Origin of the sequence: Butyricicoccus sp. AM78-15b2TA, assembly GCF_027665985.1 — a bacterium.
GTDB classification, from domain to species: domain Bacteria; phylum Bacillota; class Clostridia; order Oscillospirales; family Butyricicoccaceae; genus Agathobaculum; species Agathobaculum butyriciproducens.
Genome location: NZ_JAQEHY010000002.1, coordinates 268,737 through 285,102 on the forward strand (window position 1 = coordinate 268,737; position 16,366 = coordinate 285,102).

The 16,366-nt window shown below is 49.5% G+C and carries 16 protein-coding genes; 10 read left to right on the forward strand and 6 right to left on the reverse strand.

All coding sequences use genetic code 11. The annotated features are described in order from the left end of the window. Positions 1-5: 5 nt before the first annotated feature. The 5 genes from PGS25_RS03295 to PGS25_RS03315 form a co-directional block, all read right to left on the reverse strand. A complete protein-coding gene (locus tag PGS25_RS03295) occupies positions 6-2,078 on the reverse strand; it encodes an ABC transporter permease (protein ID WP_055228677.1) in 2,073 nt (690 codons plus the stop codon). Beyond that, positions 2,068-2,835 carry an ABC transporter ATP-binding protein gene (locus PGS25_RS03300; protein WP_033121505.1) on the reverse strand — a complete coding sequence of 256 codons (768 nt, stop codon included), beginning with the start codon at positions 2,833-2,835 and terminating at the stop codon, positions 2,068-2,070. Before PGS25_RS03300 ends, PGS25_RS03295 begins: the two co-directional genes overlap by 11 nt. 77 nt (positions 2,836-2,912) lie before the next feature. After that, on the reverse strand, positions 2,913-4,100 hold the full coding sequence (locus tag PGS25_RS03305; RefSeq protein WP_270417707.1) for a hypothetical protein: 1,188 nt from the start codon (positions 4,098-4,100) through the stop codon (positions 2,913-2,915). 35 nt (positions 4,101-4,135) lie between these two features. Continuing rightward, positions 4,136-4,843 (reverse strand): hypothetical protein, encoded by a 708-nt coding sequence (locus PGS25_RS03310; protein WP_055228676.1) that lies wholly within the window; start codon positions 4,841-4,843, stop codon positions 4,136-4,138. 10 nt (positions 4,844-4,853) lie between these two features. After that, positions 4,854-5,960: a DUF6076 domain-containing protein gene (locus tag PGS25_RS03315; RefSeq protein WP_270417708.1), complete on the reverse strand. Its 1,107-nt coding sequence runs from the start codon at positions 5,958-5,960 to the stop codon at positions 4,854-4,856. A gap of 222 nt (positions 5,961-6,182) precedes the next feature. Here PGS25_RS03315 and PGS25_RS03320 point away from each other — a divergent pair, with 222 nt between their 5' ends. The 10 genes from PGS25_RS03320 to PGS25_RS03365 all read left to right on the forward strand — a co-directional run bounded on the left by PGS25_RS03320 (position 6,183) and on the right by PGS25_RS03365 (position 15,483). Next, positions 6,183-6,803 (forward strand): CHC2 zinc finger domain-containing protein, encoded by a 621-nt coding sequence (locus PGS25_RS03320; RefSeq protein ID WP_033121509.1) that lies wholly within the window; start codon positions 6,183-6,185, stop codon positions 6,801-6,803. 1 nt (position 6,804) lies between these two features. Next, on the forward strand, positions 6,805-8,151 hold the full coding sequence (locus PGS25_RS03325) for a DNA primase family protein (protein ID WP_117347204.1): 1,347 nt from the start codon (positions 6,805-6,807) through the stop codon (positions 8,149-8,151). Positions 8,152-8,545: 394 nt separating this feature from the next. Continuing rightward, entirely contained in the window at positions 8,546-8,767 is a 222-nt protein-coding gene (locus PGS25_RS03330) for an LLM class flavin-dependent oxidoreductase (protein WP_347003522.1), read from the forward strand. A gap of 346 nt (positions 8,768-9,113) precedes the next feature. Further along, positions 9,114-10,403 carry a plasmid recombination protein gene (locus PGS25_RS03335; RefSeq protein ID WP_033121833.1) on the forward strand — a complete coding sequence of 430 codons (1,290 nt, stop codon included), beginning with the start codon at positions 9,114-9,116 and terminating at the stop codon, positions 10,401-10,403. 18 nt (positions 10,404-10,421) lie between these two features. After that, on the forward strand, positions 10,422-10,724 hold the full coding sequence (locus tag PGS25_RS03340) for a hypothetical protein (RefSeq protein ID WP_033121834.1): 303 nt from the start codon (positions 10,422-10,424) through the stop codon (positions 10,722-10,724). Then, positions 10,724-12,451 carry a recombinase family protein gene (locus PGS25_RS03345; protein WP_033121835.1) on the forward strand — a complete coding sequence of 576 codons (1,728 nt, stop codon included), beginning with the start codon at positions 10,724-10,726 and terminating at the stop codon, positions 12,449-12,451. The genes PGS25_RS03340 and PGS25_RS03345 overlap by 1 nt, the downstream gene beginning before the upstream one ends. Positions 12,452-13,103: 652 nt before the next feature. Further along, a complete protein-coding gene (locus PGS25_RS03350; RefSeq protein ID WP_118360428.1) occupies positions 13,104-13,484 on the forward strand; it encodes a GntR family transcriptional regulator in 381 nt (126 codons plus the stop codon). After that, positions 13,481-14,329, forward strand: a complete 849-nt coding sequence (locus PGS25_RS03355) for an ABC transporter ATP-binding protein (RefSeq protein WP_270417709.1) — start codon at positions 13,481-13,483, stop codon at positions 14,327-14,329. The genes PGS25_RS03350 and PGS25_RS03355 overlap by 4 nt, the downstream gene beginning before the upstream one ends. Then, on the forward strand, positions 14,326-14,982 hold the full coding sequence (locus PGS25_RS03360) for an ABC-2 transporter permease (RefSeq protein ID WP_270417710.1): 657 nt from the start codon (positions 14,326-14,328) through the stop codon (positions 14,980-14,982). The genes PGS25_RS03355 and PGS25_RS03360 overlap by 4 nt, the downstream gene beginning before the upstream one ends. 51 nt (positions 14,983-15,033) lie before the next feature. Beyond that, positions 15,034-15,483 (forward strand): TspO/MBR family protein, encoded by a 450-nt coding sequence (locus tag PGS25_RS03365; protein ID WP_270417711.1) that lies wholly within the window; start codon positions 15,034-15,036, stop codon positions 15,481-15,483. Between the two features lie 36 nt (positions 15,484-15,519). Here the strand turns inward: PGS25_RS03365 and PGS25_RS03370 are convergent, their stop codons facing one another. Continuing rightward, positions 15,520-16,275, reverse strand: coding sequence for a DeoR/GlpR family DNA-binding transcription regulator (locus PGS25_RS03370; protein WP_270417712.1), 756 nt, complete (start codon positions 16,273-16,275; stop codon positions 15,520-15,522). Positions 16,276-16,366 lie beyond the last annotated feature (91 nt).

The window sequence follows — 16,366 nt, forward strand, 5'->3', positions numbered from 1 at the left end:
CCAAATTATTCTTCTCTCTGCGGCTGCATCAGTGTCAGCAAATACCGATCACTGGAGCGCTTGACCACTCTCATATAAATATATTCTATCACGCAAAGTAGTAAAATCATAGCAGCAGATACAAGCAGCATTTCAGACACTGTCCCACGGGTTCGGGACGAGAGTATCCCTGTAAATAACGCCCTGACTCCAAACAGACTGCTGACAGCCGCAACCAATACAGGAAGTCCCATAAACCAGGTAATTTGCTTTCCAGCAGACTGGCAAAGGGTTTCGTAAGTAGCTCCCAGGCGGATCAGGGTCTGGTATCTGCGCCCGGTTTTCTGCTGACTCATCAGGAACTGAACACCCACGATGGTGTTGGCAACTACCAGGAAAACAATCGCAAGATAGAGGGTAATATAACTGGATGCTATGGTGTAGAAAAGCTGACGACCTATATTCTGAAGATAGCTTTCATATTCAATGCCAGTTTCGTCCAGCTTCTCGTTCAAATCCAAATATGCAGTCATAAGGCTATTTCCATCCAGAGCCTGCTCACTGAGCACCGCATTGACATAGGTATCATACATTCCCTGGCTATAATATAGGAATGCTTCATCCGGAAGAATCAATGCAAAGGACAAGGTTATAGAACGGTCCGTGACCAAATTCACAGACTGAACCTCTCCTGTAAGATGAATCGGACTACCATCCAGTTCCACCTTGGGCTGTCCGGCCAATACTTGGTTCAGCATTGCGGTACGACTTACCGTAGTAAACTCTGTATCAATATAGACAGCGGCCTCCTTTTCGCCTAATTGGAGAGCCGGTTTGCCGGACAATTCCAACAAACGATTATAGTCCGATAAACAAATCAAATATGGGTATGTGGCATAACCAAGATTGTTCAGAAGGACATCCCGGTCTTCCGACTGGGGCAGGCTCCGAAGAGAGTCCATAACAGCGTCCATGCTGTAGGCATTATCATAATCTTCTGTGGTGCGAATACGCCCAACCCTCATTTCAAAAAGCTCTGAAAATTGATTTTCCAAACCGTTTTCTTTCAGGGCTGCCTTTATATTCGGAAGAACCTGCGATGAATCTTCTGCAGTATGATCTTCAAAAGTATAGTCGATTACATGGCCAGAAGACAGGCTATTCGTTCCTGCAATTCCTACGCCCGCACCAAAACAACACAGCGCCGCCAGAATCAGCAGGGAGCTGATGGCCATGGAGGTTGACTGATGAATAACATTCTCCTGAATCTGCCGGAAGGTAAATACATGAAGCTGCTTATTTCCTTTTCCTTTCTTAACAATCAAAGCAATCAGCGCACGCATCCCATAGAAAAGCAGCATCGTACCAACTATGCCCAACAGCAAAGTCAGTCCCATCATACTTACCTTTGTCCATGCAATTCCCTGAATCGCCATGTAGTAAGCCACTGCCAACATCACACTTCCGCATATAGCAGCCAGTCCATAGATAACAGATGGCATTTGCTTTTTGGGGCGGTTCGTTGGCTGGGATAGCAAAGTACCGATCTCCTGGCGGCTGATTCGTCCACTCAAAATCAGAAGTGCCGTCAGCTTAATTGCCAGAAATCCTGCCAGCGTCCATTCAATTGCAGACCAGGATAAAGAAAACTGATGACCGATGATCCCCATGCCTACCAGCTTGGCGGTGACAAGACTGACAATTTCTGAAAGCACCACAGCCACAGGTAAGCCTATGAGCATGGCAAGAATACTGGTCAGGAAATCTTCCGCCAGAAGCATACCAAACAGTTTACTTCTACGCATCCCCAACATTAGATAAACACCAAACTCATGCCGTCTGCGCTCGAACTGATACTTGCAGGCAAAATAGATCAAAAAGAACAGAATACCGAGGGTCATCCCATAAAACGCAGGAATCAGAAGCAGGAGTTTGTCAACTGCGTCACTCTCCATTTTCTGCAAAAAGAGCATCACATCTTGAGTGGAGATGGAAAGAATCATGTAAAAGGCAACAATAGAAATCACCAGGGAGCTGAAAAACAGACCGTTTTCCTTTCGGCTGCGGTGGCTGTTCCGAAGAATGAGATTAGAGAACATTTGCGCTGCCCCCTCCCAGTTGCGCCATCACCTTCAGGATGCGCCCGTAGAACTCCTGCTGGCTTTCGTCTCCACGCCGAAGCTCATGAAAGATCACGCCGTCCTGGATGAACAGAATGCGCTTGCAAAAGCTGGCGGCATTGGAATCATGGGTTACCATCAGGATCGTAGCTTGTTCGTCACGATTCAGGCCGGACAGCTTCTCCATAAGACTTCTTGCGTTCTTAGAATCCAGCGCACCCGTCGGTTCATCGGCAAGGATCATTTGGGGATGTAAGATCAGAGCCCTTGCTGCCGCAACACGCTGACGCTGGCCGCCGGACATCTTGGACGGAAACTTATCCAGAACATCAGTGATTTCCAGATAGTCAGCCAACTGCTTCAGCCGCTGGCTGCTTTCTGCTTCGGATACCCCATGCAAGGAAGTCGGGAGCAGGATGTTTTCCCTGCCAGTCAGGTTGTCCAGCAATTCAAAGTTCTGGAATAGATAACCAACTTTTTTGCCACGGTACTCTGCAAGAGCCTTTCCCTTGAGGGATTGCAGAGTATCGCCTTCCACCTGAATGCTTCCACCTGTGGGTTGAATCACAGTCGCAATACAATTGAGCAGTGTGGATTTACCGGAACCGCTGCTTCCCATAATGCCGAGAAACTCTCCCGGCATCACCTGGAAGGTGATCCCATTCAGTGCCTTTGTTTGACTTGGCACATTGCCATAGATTTTTGTTAAATTTTCAATATTCAAAATGGGTTTCATGTGAATACCTCCTATCATTTGTAATAAAATGATAGCATGGGAACACAGCAAATACCACTTACAGTGGTTGTAAGGATTCAAGATATAAGTGGCGGCTCAAGGGGGACGAGCATATATTTTGTAAGAGCATCAGGCGACAATGATAAAATATACCGGATCGCCTCCTTGGCAAACCAGTTCGTTTTAATTGTATCCCAATCAGCAAGTCGGATAATCTCTGCTGTGCCGTTCTCAAAATCAACTGAAATTTCGCCCCATTCGCCGTCGCAGTCTGCTTGATATTCGTAGATTGCGGCGGCGATTTTCTTTTTGCGCTTGGTTTTGGATTTCTGTTTCAGCCGGACAGCATGGAGCGCACCTTCGGCAACCAGCAGTTCTGTCAGTTTGTCCGCCGCTTTCCGGTAGGCTCGCTCTGCACCGCTGGCAGTGCTGCCCTCAAACATAATCGCCAATTCTTCAAAAGTGGGGCGGTTCTTCCATGAGCCAACTCGCCCGCAGGTCATACAGATTGCTAACCGTTTTTCGAGCAAGGTCTGTTCCCGGTAATTCAGCTTCTCAAATGCCCGCTGTACCTTTTCTGCTTGTATGCCGTTCCAGAGGATGTCGGTATAGTTCCAGCTATCGTCAAGGGCTATATCCTCGCCTGTTTCCTCGCCGTCCTCGTCCGTTATATAGAACGGCTGCTGGTTGCGGATTCCACGGACAACTTTCAGATATTCTTCCGCAAGAGCAAGGTCGCAGTTATACTTCTTGGAAAACTGGTTGACCGCATCTTTGGTGTTATGGTACAGCCACGCCATTGATCGCACCATTTTGTAATTGGTCAGAGAGGATACCGACCATTTTTCTTCGCCCATGCGGAAACGGAGCATAGAATCCCAGATGAACGGATAGATGTATGTAGCATACTCCGCACCCTTGGCAGGATCATAGTCCATCAGCTTTTGGAGCATTTGCTCCCGGCAGGAGATCTTTATATCGATAAATCGGTCTGTGTCGTACAGATTGCCGCCGTCCACACTGAGAAAGCCTTTGATGCGCTTGTTGAGCTGCGTTTCGTAGTGGTGCAGAAAGAACGAAAAATATAGCAAATTCTTTTCCCGCAAAGCAGACAGGATATATTCATTCAGACTGTCCACCGCTGGCGGTTCCGGTTCCAGTTGGAAGATGCGCTCTGCCACATAGGGGATGATGCCGTCACCGTGTGGATTAACTTGGTGCTTCGGTATGTATCCGGTCATGTTCCACGAAAAATCATTTAGCATAGCGCACCTCCCTTCTAAGTAATCAGCGGGAATAATTAACCATAATTCCAAGTTTGTCTTGCAGCATTTATATTATCCAGAAGAACAGATGCAGGATTTGCCTCGTAATAGTACGTGCTCATATCCAAAATGCCTTCTTCCATTTCACCCCACTCTGCTGTGCGAGAAACAAAGATTCTATTATATACACACCAATCGCATGTGGTGGTGAAAGCAGCAATATCTGCAAAGTCTTTTGGAAATACAATTCTTCTTCCATTTGATGTTGGCTTAAGATAGTTCTCCATTATTTCTTTGAAATTCTTCAGATCATAATCCGTAGCGTTTTCCAAAGCTTTACAGACAATCAATTCTTCGTGCGTGAATTCTGTAAGTGTTTCTAAATGGTTTGCAAGAATTAGACCATAAATAACGCAAACCTTTGGGCATTCTGCATTTACGGTTTGTTTGAACAGATTGGCTACGATAATAGCCTTTTCCGGGCTGGAGTTTACATAGTTGTAAAGCTCGTTCAATCTTCTTTCGAGATTAAAGCCAGATGCAAGACCGTTCAGTAGATGGCCGAGTTTGAAGGTATTGTATTCAGATAGAAGATCATTTCCTATTCCGCCTACAATTCCCGCAACTGGGTTTACTACGCCCAACACACCAATAGAGCCAGAACGGATTATTTTGGTCATAGGATTGTCCATAACCCGGCTAAGCGCATTCCCAATATCAGTTAAATCATATTTCTGTGCCATTACATATTCCTCATTTCGTCCGTAATTTTGCTTCTTTCTTCAAAGCAGCCTGTCCCATCTCTTTTTCGTAATCACCTTTGGCATAGGCGACATTGCTCAGCGCTCGAAGCATTTTATCCTTTGCCAGCTTTTTCATAACCTCTGCAAGATCAGCGTCCAGAGTACCACGCTGCACATAGCGGTTTATGGTGTTCAGCCGTTTCTCATAAATCTGTTTCACCGGATGATCGTCCGCAAGCTCCCGTTGTTCTCTGCCTTTCAGGTTGCCGATCTGTCGGCAAGTGCGGTGCAGCTTGTCCCCCGGTGCATAGCCGCCGCAGTATTTGGTGTGCCTTGCGTTGGTGGTGAGGAACCACTTGCCGCAGATTTTGCATTTTTTCGGGGCATGACCAACACATAAGCCCTCAAAAAGATCAGACCGGAACATCCCTACAAAGGATACATAGTGCATCCGCTTGACCAGCTTCGCAACTTTTTCGCCGGGACGGATGACCGATATATACTGAACGGAATTATTCAAAGTAGACATCCAGGCATTGCCCTCCGTGATAGAGAACTCCGGCGGAAAATAGTCGCCGAACATTTTTGCAAAACCCTCTGCGGTGCGTTCTGCTTCATTGCCGTCTGATTTTTCTGCAAAATCAAGCATGGCCGTTTGGTATTCCCCAAGGGAGTATGCCAGATGCCCGAAAACTGCGGTATAGCGTTGGAGCATCATCGCATCGGCAAAGTTCTGGATTTCTTCAAATTGCAAAGAATTGGTTGCGGCTTTTATGGCAAACTCCACATATTTCAGCGCATTGTCCACAGTAAAGACTTTTTCAATCCGTTCTCTGTGCTTTGAGATATTCATATAGGAGAACGGCGGTGTTTGACTGAGAATATCGAGCATCGTCAGAGCAGCTTCCTTTGCAATAGGACAGAGTGCAGAAGCATCCTGTCCGGCGTTTAATATTCCAAGCAGCAGATTGATTTTCTCGCATTGCTCGTTCATCTTTGCGATGGTATCCGCAGGGACATTCAGCGCATCACAGGCAAGAGCGCCGACAGGAAGTGTTTTTCCCTCATATATGACCGTATCCTGCCAAAAATCCAATGTCATCAGTTCTTGGTTCATGCTTGCCCCTCCTGTCCTGTTTTTTCATTTTCTTAATTCTATCATGCTAATGTAAAGAAATCTACATCTATCCATAAGTTGTCCTGTTTTTTGAAACGGGGTTGTCCTCCGATTAGCCTGTTTTTTGAAAAATCCGGCATAACCATAGTAGAAGGAGCCAAACCCCTGCCAATCACGGCGGGTGTTTCGTGCTTTCTAAATACTATGAACGGAGGTTTTTCTATGACAATCTATGAAATCATCAAGGCGGCAATCAGCGTAAAGCAAGCCGCAAAACACTACGGGCTGAATGTCAACCGCAATGGTATGGCTTGCTGCCCGTTCCACAACGACAGGCATCCGAGCTTGAAGCTGAACGAGGATTATTTCTTCTGCTTCGGCTGCGGAGCCAAGGGGGATGTAATCGACCTTGTGGCAAGACTGTTCGATCTGAGCAGTTATGAAGCAGCGCAAAAGCTGGCTGCGGACTTCGGGCTTGACCCGAAACCGCCCACTGCCGCAGCTATGGTCAAGCCAAAGCGTCCCTATATCCGTCAGTTCCGGGAGAATGAAATGCTGTGTTTCCGGGTGCTGACGGATTATCTGCATCTGCTGGAAGATTGGAAAATACGATACGCACCCAAGACACCGGAAGATGCTCTGGATGACCGTTTTGTGGAAGCCTGCCAGATGCACTGCTATATCGAATATATGGCAGATGTGCTGACGGTGGGTGATCTGGAAGAACGGGTGGCATTGGTGGACAAGCTGATGCAGGACGACAAAATTGCTTTTCTGCAAGAGTATACCGCACGAAAGAAAAAGGAGGTGGCGCACCGTGGCGAAGAACCGGAAAACGCCTAATATGAATTTTCCTGTCTGGTTTGACGGGCAGAACATCAACGAAGCTCTGTTTTGTGAAGAATTTCTGCATGAGCGCAGAATCATCTTCGCAAACGGAGCTTTTTTCACGCCCGATGGTCGAGTGACGGATGACCTTCCTCTGCGTGGGGAGATTTACGACAAGCTGAAATTTTGTGCCGTGAACAACATCCCACGGAAGATCACCAACATTCTGGAAGTGCTGAAACTGGAAGCGCAGGTGTCTGACTTCCCTCCGGAGCAGGATCGCATCCATGTTGCCAACGGTACGCTGCTCTTGAACGGCACTTTCACCGAAGGCAGACCGGCTATCGTGCGAAGCCGTCTGCCTGTCGGCTATAATCCCGATGCTCCTGCACCGGTGATCTGGCTGAACTTTCTGGATGGGTTGCTTTACGCCGAGGACATTCCAACTTTGCAGGAGTTTATCGGCTATTGCCTGATTCCCTCCAACAAGGGGCAGCGCATGATGGTGATTAAAGGCAACGGTGGCGAGGGTAAATCTCAAATCGGTGCGGTGCTGTCCACCATCTTCGGCACGAATATGAAAGACGGCAGCATCGGGAAGATTTCTGAAAACCGTTTTGCCCGTGCCGATCTGGAACACATCCTGCTGTGCGTGGATGATGATATGCGGATGGAAGCTCTGCGTCAGACCAACTATGTAAAATCCATCGTGACTGCACAGGGCAAAATGGACTTGGAACGCAAGGGCAAGCAGAGTTATCAGGGCTGGATGTTTGCCCGGTTGCTGGCATTCAGCAATGGTGATCTGCAAGCCCTATATGATCGCAGCGATGGTTTTTACCGCAGACAGCTTGTGCTGACCACCAAAGAAAAGCCCATGGACAGAGCCGATGATCCTGACCTTGCAGAGAAGATGAAAGCTGAAGCCGAGGGTATCTTCCTGTGGGCATTTGAAGGCTTGCAGCGGCTTGTTGCCAACAACTTTAAGTTTACGGAGAGTGACCGTATCCGGAAAAACCGGGAAGCGGTCAAGCGTGACAACAACAATATCTTTGATTTCATGGAGTCGGAGGGATACATCCGATTGAAAGCGGATGCTTCCATCAGCTCTAAGGATTTCTATGAAATCTACCGGATGTGGTGTGAGGAAAACTCCCTTGCACCGCTGAAAGCCCGTAGCTTCAGCGATGCCATGATTGCCAATGCCGGGAGATTCAATCTGGAGCATTGCAACAACATCACCAACTCTGCCGGACGGCGGGTGTGGGGCTTTATGGGCGTGGAAGCTGTGGCAAGACCTCATATAAATGGATTTTACGATGTTTCGCCGTGTACGTACGTACCGGAGGACTGGCGGGATTGATTTTGCCAGTCATGCTCTGTACGTATGTACGCAGCATTTACCCCTGTTTTCTTCCGTTATAGGAAACAGCAGCTTTCAAAGCTGACCTGTTTTCGGGCATTAAAAATCAATGGTAATGGAAACAGCAAAGTTTTTGACCGCAGGACGAAACTATTTCACGAAATCGTGCTTCTCTGAACCGTGTACCCTGTTCACGGAACAATGGGTGTTTTCACTGTTCCAGACCAAACCACACAAAACGGCAAAGTGGGATATGGTCATATATGGACAGGACATCACAAGCGAAATTCTGAACGGATTTCGGAGATTGCAGATTTTTCACTGTTCGGTGCATCCACTCCACCTTGGAGCGCAGAGGTTGCACCGACACATGAACTGAATTATGGAGGATTTTATCAATATGAATATACGCAACGAAATAAAGGCACAGATCATCCGTGCCGGGATGACCATGCAGGAAGTTGTTGACCTGCTCTCGGACGAGTACGGATGGAGCGACAGCGTTTCCAACCTGTCCGCAAAATTACAGCGGGAAAGTATACGATACAAGGAAGTATTGGAGCTTGCCGCTGTGCTTGGTTACGACATCGTATGGCAGAAAAGACGGGAGAAGTGATACCCCGGCAACAGCCCTCCGCATCTCCCGTCCCCATAGGCGCACCGCAGTGCTGCCCATGGACAGGCAGTGAAAGATACGGTTTTCGCTGCCATCGTCTGCAAGAAATGTTCCGCAGAACAGCTTCATGCAGACGGGCTGACCAAGGTAAAAGGCGCAGACATTTTGCCTTGGTCAGCAGAGGTCACCGCAGTGACCGCATTCCCCCTCGGGAGAGCCCTCGGAGAGCCCACGGCACTTTGTAGCCAGCATGGATGAAAGTGTAATAGTGGGTTATTACACTTTGAAAAAGTGCCGTTCCTCAGCCCTCCGCTGTCTGCAAATCTTAAAGAAAGGACAAAAATCTATGGCAAGAAATGATGGAATTGATCGTACCTTAGCCAGAAATCAGGACTTGGAAACTCCGGATGATGTGACAAAAGTACAGGAACACAATGAGCGTGAAAAAGACCGTTATTCCAATGTGGACATCGTGCCGGAACGTACTGCGCTGAATGTTCACTTCAAGTCTCCCACTGACGATTATGTAAAAATGTTTGAGCAGATGGAGCAGGACAAGATCATCTCCACCAGAGGGCTGAAACCGGATGCCGTCAAATATGGCGAGTTGGTTTTCGATGTGAACTCCGCTTATTTCTACAACCACGGCGGCTATGAGTTTGCAAAACAGTTTTATGCCGATGCCTATAAAGCCGCCGTGGAGATCGTGGGCGGTGAGCAGTATATCCTCTCCGCTGTAATGCATGCCGACGAGCGCAACCGGGCAATGTCGGAAGCTCTGGGTGAGGATGTGTACCACTATCACCTTCATGTGGTTTATATCCCGGTGGTGGAGAAACAAATCCTGTGGTCGAAGCGATGCAAGGATGAATCCCTCCGGGGAACGGTAAAGGAAACGATCACACAGGTCAGCCGCAGTAAGAAGTGGGAATCCAAACCCGTTCTTGATGAAAACGGAAATCCTATGTTGAACGCAAAAGGGAAAAAGATTTTGAAGTCGTCCTACAGTGTGCTGCAGGATGACTTTTTCAATTTCATGCGAAACGCTGGTTATACCGATGTAGAGCGTGGAGAATGTGGCAGCACCGAAGAACATCTGACGGTGACACAGTTCAAGGTACAGGCCGAACAGCAGCGTTTGGAAGCTGTGACCGGACAGGTGGCACAGGCCGAGCAGAGCTTAGCGGATGCCAAAGCTGCCACGGAGAAGCAGAAAAAGAAACTGGAAGCTCTGAAAAAGGAAACTCAGGCTGCTAAGTCTGTTGCTATGACTGCACATGAGATTGAGTCGATGGGCAAGAAAAATCCCATTACGGGAAATGTTACCATGACGGCGGATGAGTGCCGCACGCTAAAGGATTATGCGGTCAGCAGCTTTGCGGAAAAGTCTGAGAAGCTGAAATACAAGCAGAAATTCGAGCAGGCAGATAAAAACGCAAAGATATGGAAAGACCGTTTTGAAAAACTGAACAAAGACTATGAGGAGCTGAAACAAAAAGCCCAGCCTTTCCTGGATGCGATTGAGATTGCATCTGAAAAGGTCTGGGCTTTTATCAATGCCATCCTCGCCAGGGGAAAGGAACTGTATGAACACAAACACCCTGCCCGCAATCGTGGACAGGACATGGAAATTTAAGAAAGGAACTATTTGCCTATGAAGAAAACCGTAGATGAAATTAACAAGATGATTATGGAAGATGCCCCGATGGAAGAAATCAACGATGCCATCGGCTATATTGATATTTGCTCCTGCTTCGATCCGATTTTTGAGCCGCCTATTGATTTTCTGGAAGAATGCCGCAAGCGTTGGGAAGCGGCACAGTCCTCTTTCTGCAAAACCATTGAGTGCAAGATCGGAAACACATGGTATGTGATTGAAACGGAGTGTGATGGAAATGAGCCACTTACCGACAAGGTAAAACGGCTCATTTTTTCTGACAAGGGGGTGATTTGTTAATGACTGCGACACAAAAGCATGATATAATTCCAATATGCACAACGGTACTGTCGGCTGACCAACCACCGAAGGAGGATATTATGTTGGATCAGCAGAAAATTACCATTCTCTATTGCCGTCTGAGCAACGAGGATGCCCAGGAAGGCGAGAGTAACAGTATCGCAAATCAGAGAGAGTATTTAACCCGATATGCCCGTGACCACGGGTATACAAACCTGAAAATTCTGGTGGATGACGGTTATACGGGGACGAACTTCAATCGTCCCGGTGTGCAGGAAGGCTTTGAGCTTGTCAAGCAGGGGCTTGTGGGCTGCTGGCTGGTCAAAGACCTCAGCCGCTTTGGTCGTGACTATCTGACTGTTGGACAATATACGGATATTATCTTTCCGAGTTATGATGTCCGCTTTATCGCTATAAATGATGGCGTAGACAGCAACCGGGGAGACAGCGAGGGCTTCGCCGCAATCCGTAATCTGTTCAACGAGTGGTATCCCCGTGATACCAGCAAGAAAGTCCGTGTCAGTTTGCGGCAGAGAGGAACCAGTGGGAAGCACATGGGCAAACCGCCCTACGGATACCGCTGTGACCCGGAGGACAAGGATCACTGGATTCTGGATGAAGAAGCGGCTCCGGTAGTCAAGCTCATCTTCGACCTTTGCATTGACGGCAAAGGCCCGGAGCAGATTGCAAGGATTCTGGAAGAAAAGCAGATTATGACCGCAAAGGCACTCTATGCCAAGCGAAAGAAAAAGCCGATGCCGGAAAGACCGTACCACTGGGGCAACCAGTCCATTGCAGGGATTTTGGAACGGCAGGAGTACACAGGCTGTACCTGCAACTTCAAGACTTATTCCAAGTCCTACAAGCTGAAAAAGCGGATTCCCAATGAGCCGGAGAATATGTTTTATCTGCCGGACACACAGGAAGCGATTGTATCTCAGGCACAGTTTGACAGGGTGCAGGAACTGAGGAAAAACAAACGCCGCCCCGCAAAAGCGGAACGGCAGGGATTGTTCTCCGGGCTTCTGTTTTGTGCCGATTGCGGCGGCAAGCTCCACTTTGCCACAAGCAAAAGCTTTGAGGGCAAGCAGGATCACTACGTCTGCAACAACTACAAGAGCAACCGTGGTACTTGTACTGCCCACTATATCCGGGAAGATGTGCTTCGTGAAATCGTTCTGGAACGCATCCGGGCAGTCAATGAGTATATCCGAAGCGATGTGGACGGTTTTCAGGAGGAATGGCTGCAATGCCGCAGGACTGACCAGGAGCGCAGCATCCGGGATGACAAAAAGAAGCTGGAACAGGCAAAGAAACGCCTTGCCGATCTGGATGTCATCATCGCCCGGCTGTACGAGGACTATGTTCTTGGAAATCTCAATCAGGACAGATACAGAAAGATGTCTGCGGACTATGAAGCGGAGCAGGAACGGTTAAAGCTCGAAATTGAAGTTATCGAAGAATGGGTGGAACAGCGGGAAGAAATGAACGACGGTCTGGATGCCTTTATCGCCCTGACACAGAAATATGTGGATGTGGAGGAGCTGACACAGACCATCGTGAACGAGTATATCAAGAAAATCATCGTCTATGCCCCGGACAAATCCAGCGGCAAGCGCAAGCAGAAAGTGAAGATTTTCTTCAACTTCGTGGACGATGTAGATATTCCCGTTATTTCCGAGCCTATCATCACGCAAACAACCTATGAACACAGAAAAACGGCGTGACCTTCGGGTCACACCGTTCTCTGCGACAAAATAGTTACTTGTCACTATTAAGCCTTGGTTTCGGGTTCTTTTTTGTGTGTAATTGAGAATGGAAAATGAACGCGGTTTTTTTCTGGTTTATGCAAGGTGTATCGTATGGGAGTACAGTGTGCGCCCGTAGCACGACCGAACGCGCCCGGTTAACGGTGTTTTGGGTGCCCTGCGGTTAGGCGTCTGCAAAATTTGCAACACGGGAAATAAAATTTTCAGACAAAAACAAAACAGGCTCGGATAAAACCGAGCCTGCTTTGCTGTGATCGGGAGGTGTGATCCGATCACAAAGAAGAAAAGAGTAAAAAAGAAAGGAAAAAAGAGAGATAGTCAATTAGTAAAGCTGCGTTTTGCGGCGTTTGTGCTGTTTTTAAGCACTTTCTTTGAACAATTACAGTATAGCGTGATTTTCGTCGAAATGCAAGAAAAAATGTTCGGCAGTTTGTATAAAAATACTATAAAATTTTTCAGCGGGAATTGTGCTTTGCGTTGAGCGTGTGAAAAACCGCCATCTCTCAAACCGCTTCGTTTGTGAAAAATCGCGTCTGGTGGAAATCTATCCCTTGACATATTGCTCATATTGTATATAATGAGTATATACAATAAAAGAGGGAGGGATGGCATGGACATCATAGTATCCAACATGGACAGCACGCCGATCTACGAGCAGATCACACGTCAGATCAAGGCGAAAATCCTCGGCGGAGAGCTGCAGCCGGGGGAGGCGCTGCCGTCTATGCGCCTGCTGGCGAAGGAACTGCGCATCAGCGTTATCACGACCAAGCGTGCGTATGAGGAGCTCGAGCGCGAAGGTTTGATCACCAGCCAGACCGGACGCGGCAGCTTTGTTGCACCGGTCAGCAGCGAACGTTTGCGGGAAGCGCAGCTTCGCACGGCAGAGCAGCACCTGACGGACGCTGTGCAGGCGGCGAGACTGGCCGGACTGTCTGCGGACGAGTTTGCAGAGTTGGCACGGACACTGTTTGAGGAGGAAGGATTATGAGAGAGAATGCACTGGAGCTGCACGGTATCTGTAAGAAATACGGCGGCTTTGCGCTCCGCAATGTGGGATTTACTCTGCCGAGAGGCACGGTAATGGGTTTAATAGGAGAAAACGGTGCCGGAAAGACAACGACTATCAAGGCGGTGCTCGACCTCATCCGGCCGGACAGCGGCGAGATTACCGTGCTGGGGGGACACGGCTCGAATCCGTCTGTCCGTGAGAAGATCGGCGTGGTGCTCGAGGACGGCGGTTTCCCGAGCACGATGAGCGCCGTACAGGTGAGCACGCTGCTCGGCAGAGCGTACAAAAACTGGAATGCGGAGCAGTTTGCGTCGTACATCGAAAAATTCGGCATTGACCGAGAAAAGGCCATCAGGGACTACTCCAAGGGCATGAAAACCAAGCTGAATCTCGCGGCAGCGCTGTCGCATGACGCGGAGTTGCTGCTGCTTGATGAGCCGACGAGCGGCCTTGATCCGGTCGTGCGGGATGAGGTGCTCGATCTGCTGTACGACTTCATGCAGGATGACACGCACGCCATCCTGCTGTCCAGCCACATCACGAGCGATTTGGACAAAATCGCGGACGAGATCACCTTCATCCACAAGGGCGAGGTGCTGTTGAGCGAGCCGCGCGACGAGCTGCTCGACACCTGCGGTATACTGCGCTGCACCGCCGATCAGCTGGACGCCCTTGACCCGTCTGCCGTGCGGGCAAAGCGCGTGGGCACGTTCGGCTGTGAAGCCTTGGTAAGACGTGACGGCGTACCGGAGAACTGGCCGGTTGAGCCGGTCAACATCGAACAGATCATGCTGTTCCTGACGAGAGGGGAGGACGCAAGATGAAAGCAATGCTGTATGCGGACTGGATGAATCTGCGCCGGTCGATGAAGGCAATTTTGATAGTGGTGGCTGTCATTGCGGTGGCTTCACTGACGTGGGAAAACAATGCGTCGTTCGTGTCGTTTATTCTGGTGATGCTGTCGCTGATGGTGCCCGCAACGCTGATGAGCAGTGACCGAGCCTACGGCTGGGATAAGCTCAGTCTGTCGCTGCCCATCTCCCGAAAAGACGTGGTGAGCAGTAAATTTGTGCTCTGTCTGCTGGTGAATCTGGTAACTTTCCTGCTGGGAACCGCGTACATTGCGAGTATGGATATTTTTTACGGCAATGCAATGGCAGAGAATATGCTCGGTCTGCTGGCGTGCGAAGCGGTTGGTCTGGCACTGACCGGCATTGACATGGCGCTCATCCTGCGATTTGGTCTGGATCGCGGACGGTATTTCCTCATTGCCGTGGTGTGGGTGCCGATCATCCTGCTGACCGTCGTCAAAAAGCATCCGGCGTTCAATAAACTTGTGCAGGCTGTCGGCGGCATGGACAGCTGGTCGGTCGGACAGCTTACGGCGTTCTTCGGCGGACTGGTGATCATCGGGGCCATCGTGTACGCGGTATGCTGGCGCATCGGTGTGGGCATTTACCGGAAAAGAGAGCTGTGAATGAATAAAATCCCTCTCGCTCCATATAAATAGGAACGGGAGGGACGGAGAATGAAGATTTTCAGCTTTACACTGCCTCTGGCGGTCGGCGGACTTGCGGCGTGGCTGACGATGGGCAGCATGTCGCAGTATGCGGCGCTGGTGCAGCCGCCGCTTGCACCGCCGGCATGGATATTCCCCGTTGCGTGGACGATTCTCTATGTGCTCATGGGCTGGGCGAGCCTGCGCGTGCGGCAGTCCGGCTCGCCGGAGCGAAGCAACGCGCTCGCGCTGTATTACACGCAGCTTGCAGTGAATTTCGTGTGGCCGCTGCTGTTTTTTCGCGTTGGGCTGTACGGAACGGCGTTCTGGTGGCTGATCCTGCTGCTGGCGCTCGTGCTCGTCACCGCAAGGGCGTTTTACCGTATTGACAAGCAGGCGGGATGGCTGCTCGTGCCATACCTAGTCTGGCTGGTGTACGCGGCTTATCTCAATGCCGGAGTCTGGTTCCTGGATAAATGAAAAAGGGAGCAAATCGTGTGATTTGCTCCCTTTACGTTACTCATATCTCAGTTTTACATTTTCTGCATGGCACAGATCAACGTACTCCTTCGGCGGTTCGCAGTCGGTGATGAACGCGGTCAGGTCCTTGAGGTGGCAGAACGTGACAATCGCTTCCTTGCCGATCTTGGACGAATCGACCATGCCGTAGATGTTATCCGCGCGGTGAACAACGGCACGCTTGATCTCGGCTTCGAGGAAGGTGGTGTTGGTCATGCCTGCAGTCAGCGACACGCCGGTCGCGCCCATGAACGCCTTGTTGATACGCATGGTGGACAGCGCTTCGATCGCGGACAGGCCGACAAACGAATCCGTAGTCGGGCTGTAAATGCCGCCGAGCGAGATAATATTAAGGTTATCGTACTTGGAGGCCTCGCTCAGCGCGCCGAGCGAGTGTGTGATGATCGTAATCCGCTTTTTTGCTACAAGAAACCGCAGCAGACACAGGGTGGTCGTGCCGGAGTCGATAAAAATGGTATCGCCATCCGCGACCTCCTCGGCGGCCAGACGGCCGATGAGAGACTTGTCGATCTGGTTGAGACCCGAACGGATGGGCGTCGGCACGGCACCCGAGGGCACCGTAGCGGTCACGCCGCCGTATACCTTGGTGATGTGGCCGCGCTGCTCAAGCTCGTTCAGGTCGCGGCGGATGGTATTCTTGGACACGCCAAAAACCTCGCACAGCTCGTCAATGCTGACGGTCTCGCGCGAGATGACATATTGCTCTATCGAATTGAGACGGCTGACTTTCATATTCACAGCTCCCACATAATAATATCCGCCCAGTAGTATCCGAATGTATCCACAATGTTTTCTTTAGTTTATCAAATTTGTAACCAAATGT

Excerpts from the sequence above, each read along its gene's own strand:
- PGS25_RS03295 (WP_055228677.1), bottom strand. The coding sequence starts at position 2,078 with ATGTTCTCTAATCTCATTCTTCGGAACAGCCACCGCAGCCGAAAGGAA.
- PGS25_RS03300 (WP_033121505.1), bottom strand. The coding sequence starts at position 2,835 with ATGAAACCCATTTTGAATATTGAAAATTTAACAAAAATCTATGGCAAT.
- PGS25_RS03305 (WP_270417707.1), bottom strand. The coding sequence starts at position 4,100 with ATGCTAAATGATTTTTCGTGGAACATGACCGGATACATACCGAAGCAC.
- PGS25_RS03310 (WP_055228676.1), bottom strand. The coding sequence starts at position 4,843 with ATGGCACAGAAATATGATTTAACTGATATTGGGAATGCGCTTAGCCGG.
- PGS25_RS03315 (WP_270417708.1), bottom strand. The coding sequence starts at position 5,960 with ATGAACCAAGAACTGATGACATTGGATTTTTGGCAGGATACGGTCATA.
- PGS25_RS03320 (WP_033121509.1), top strand. The coding sequence starts at position 6,183 with ATGACAATCTATGAAATCATCAAGGCGGCAATCAGCGTAAAGCAAGCC.
- PGS25_RS03325 (WP_117347204.1), top strand. The coding sequence starts at position 6,805 with ATGAATTTTCCTGTCTGGTTTGACGGGCAGAACATCAACGAAGCTCTG.
- PGS25_RS03335 (WP_033121833.1), top strand. The coding sequence starts at position 9,114 with ATGGCAAGAAATGATGGAATTGATCGTACCTTAGCCAGAAATCAGGAC.
- PGS25_RS03340 (WP_033121834.1), top strand. The coding sequence starts at position 10,422 with ATGAAGAAAACCGTAGATGAAATTAACAAGATGATTATGGAAGATGCC.
- PGS25_RS03345 (WP_033121835.1), top strand. The coding sequence starts at position 10,724 with ATGACTGCGACACAAAAGCATGATATAATTCCAATATGCACAACGGTA.
- PGS25_RS03350 (WP_118360428.1), top strand. The coding sequence starts at position 13,104 with ATGGACATCATAGTATCCAACATGGACAGCACGCCGATCTACGAGCAG.
- PGS25_RS03355 (WP_270417709.1), top strand. The coding sequence starts at position 13,481 with ATGAGAGAGAATGCACTGGAGCTGCACGGTATCTGTAAGAAATACGGC.
- PGS25_RS03360 (WP_270417710.1), top strand. The coding sequence starts at position 14,326 with ATGAAAGCAATGCTGTATGCGGACTGGATGAATCTGCGCCGGTCGATG.
- PGS25_RS03365 (WP_270417711.1), top strand. The coding sequence starts at position 15,034 with ATGAAGATTTTCAGCTTTACACTGCCTCTGGCGGTCGGCGGACTTGCG.
- PGS25_RS03370 (WP_270417712.1), bottom strand. The coding sequence starts at position 16,275 with ATGAAAGTCAGCCGTCTCAATTCGATAGAGCAATATGTCATCTCGCGC.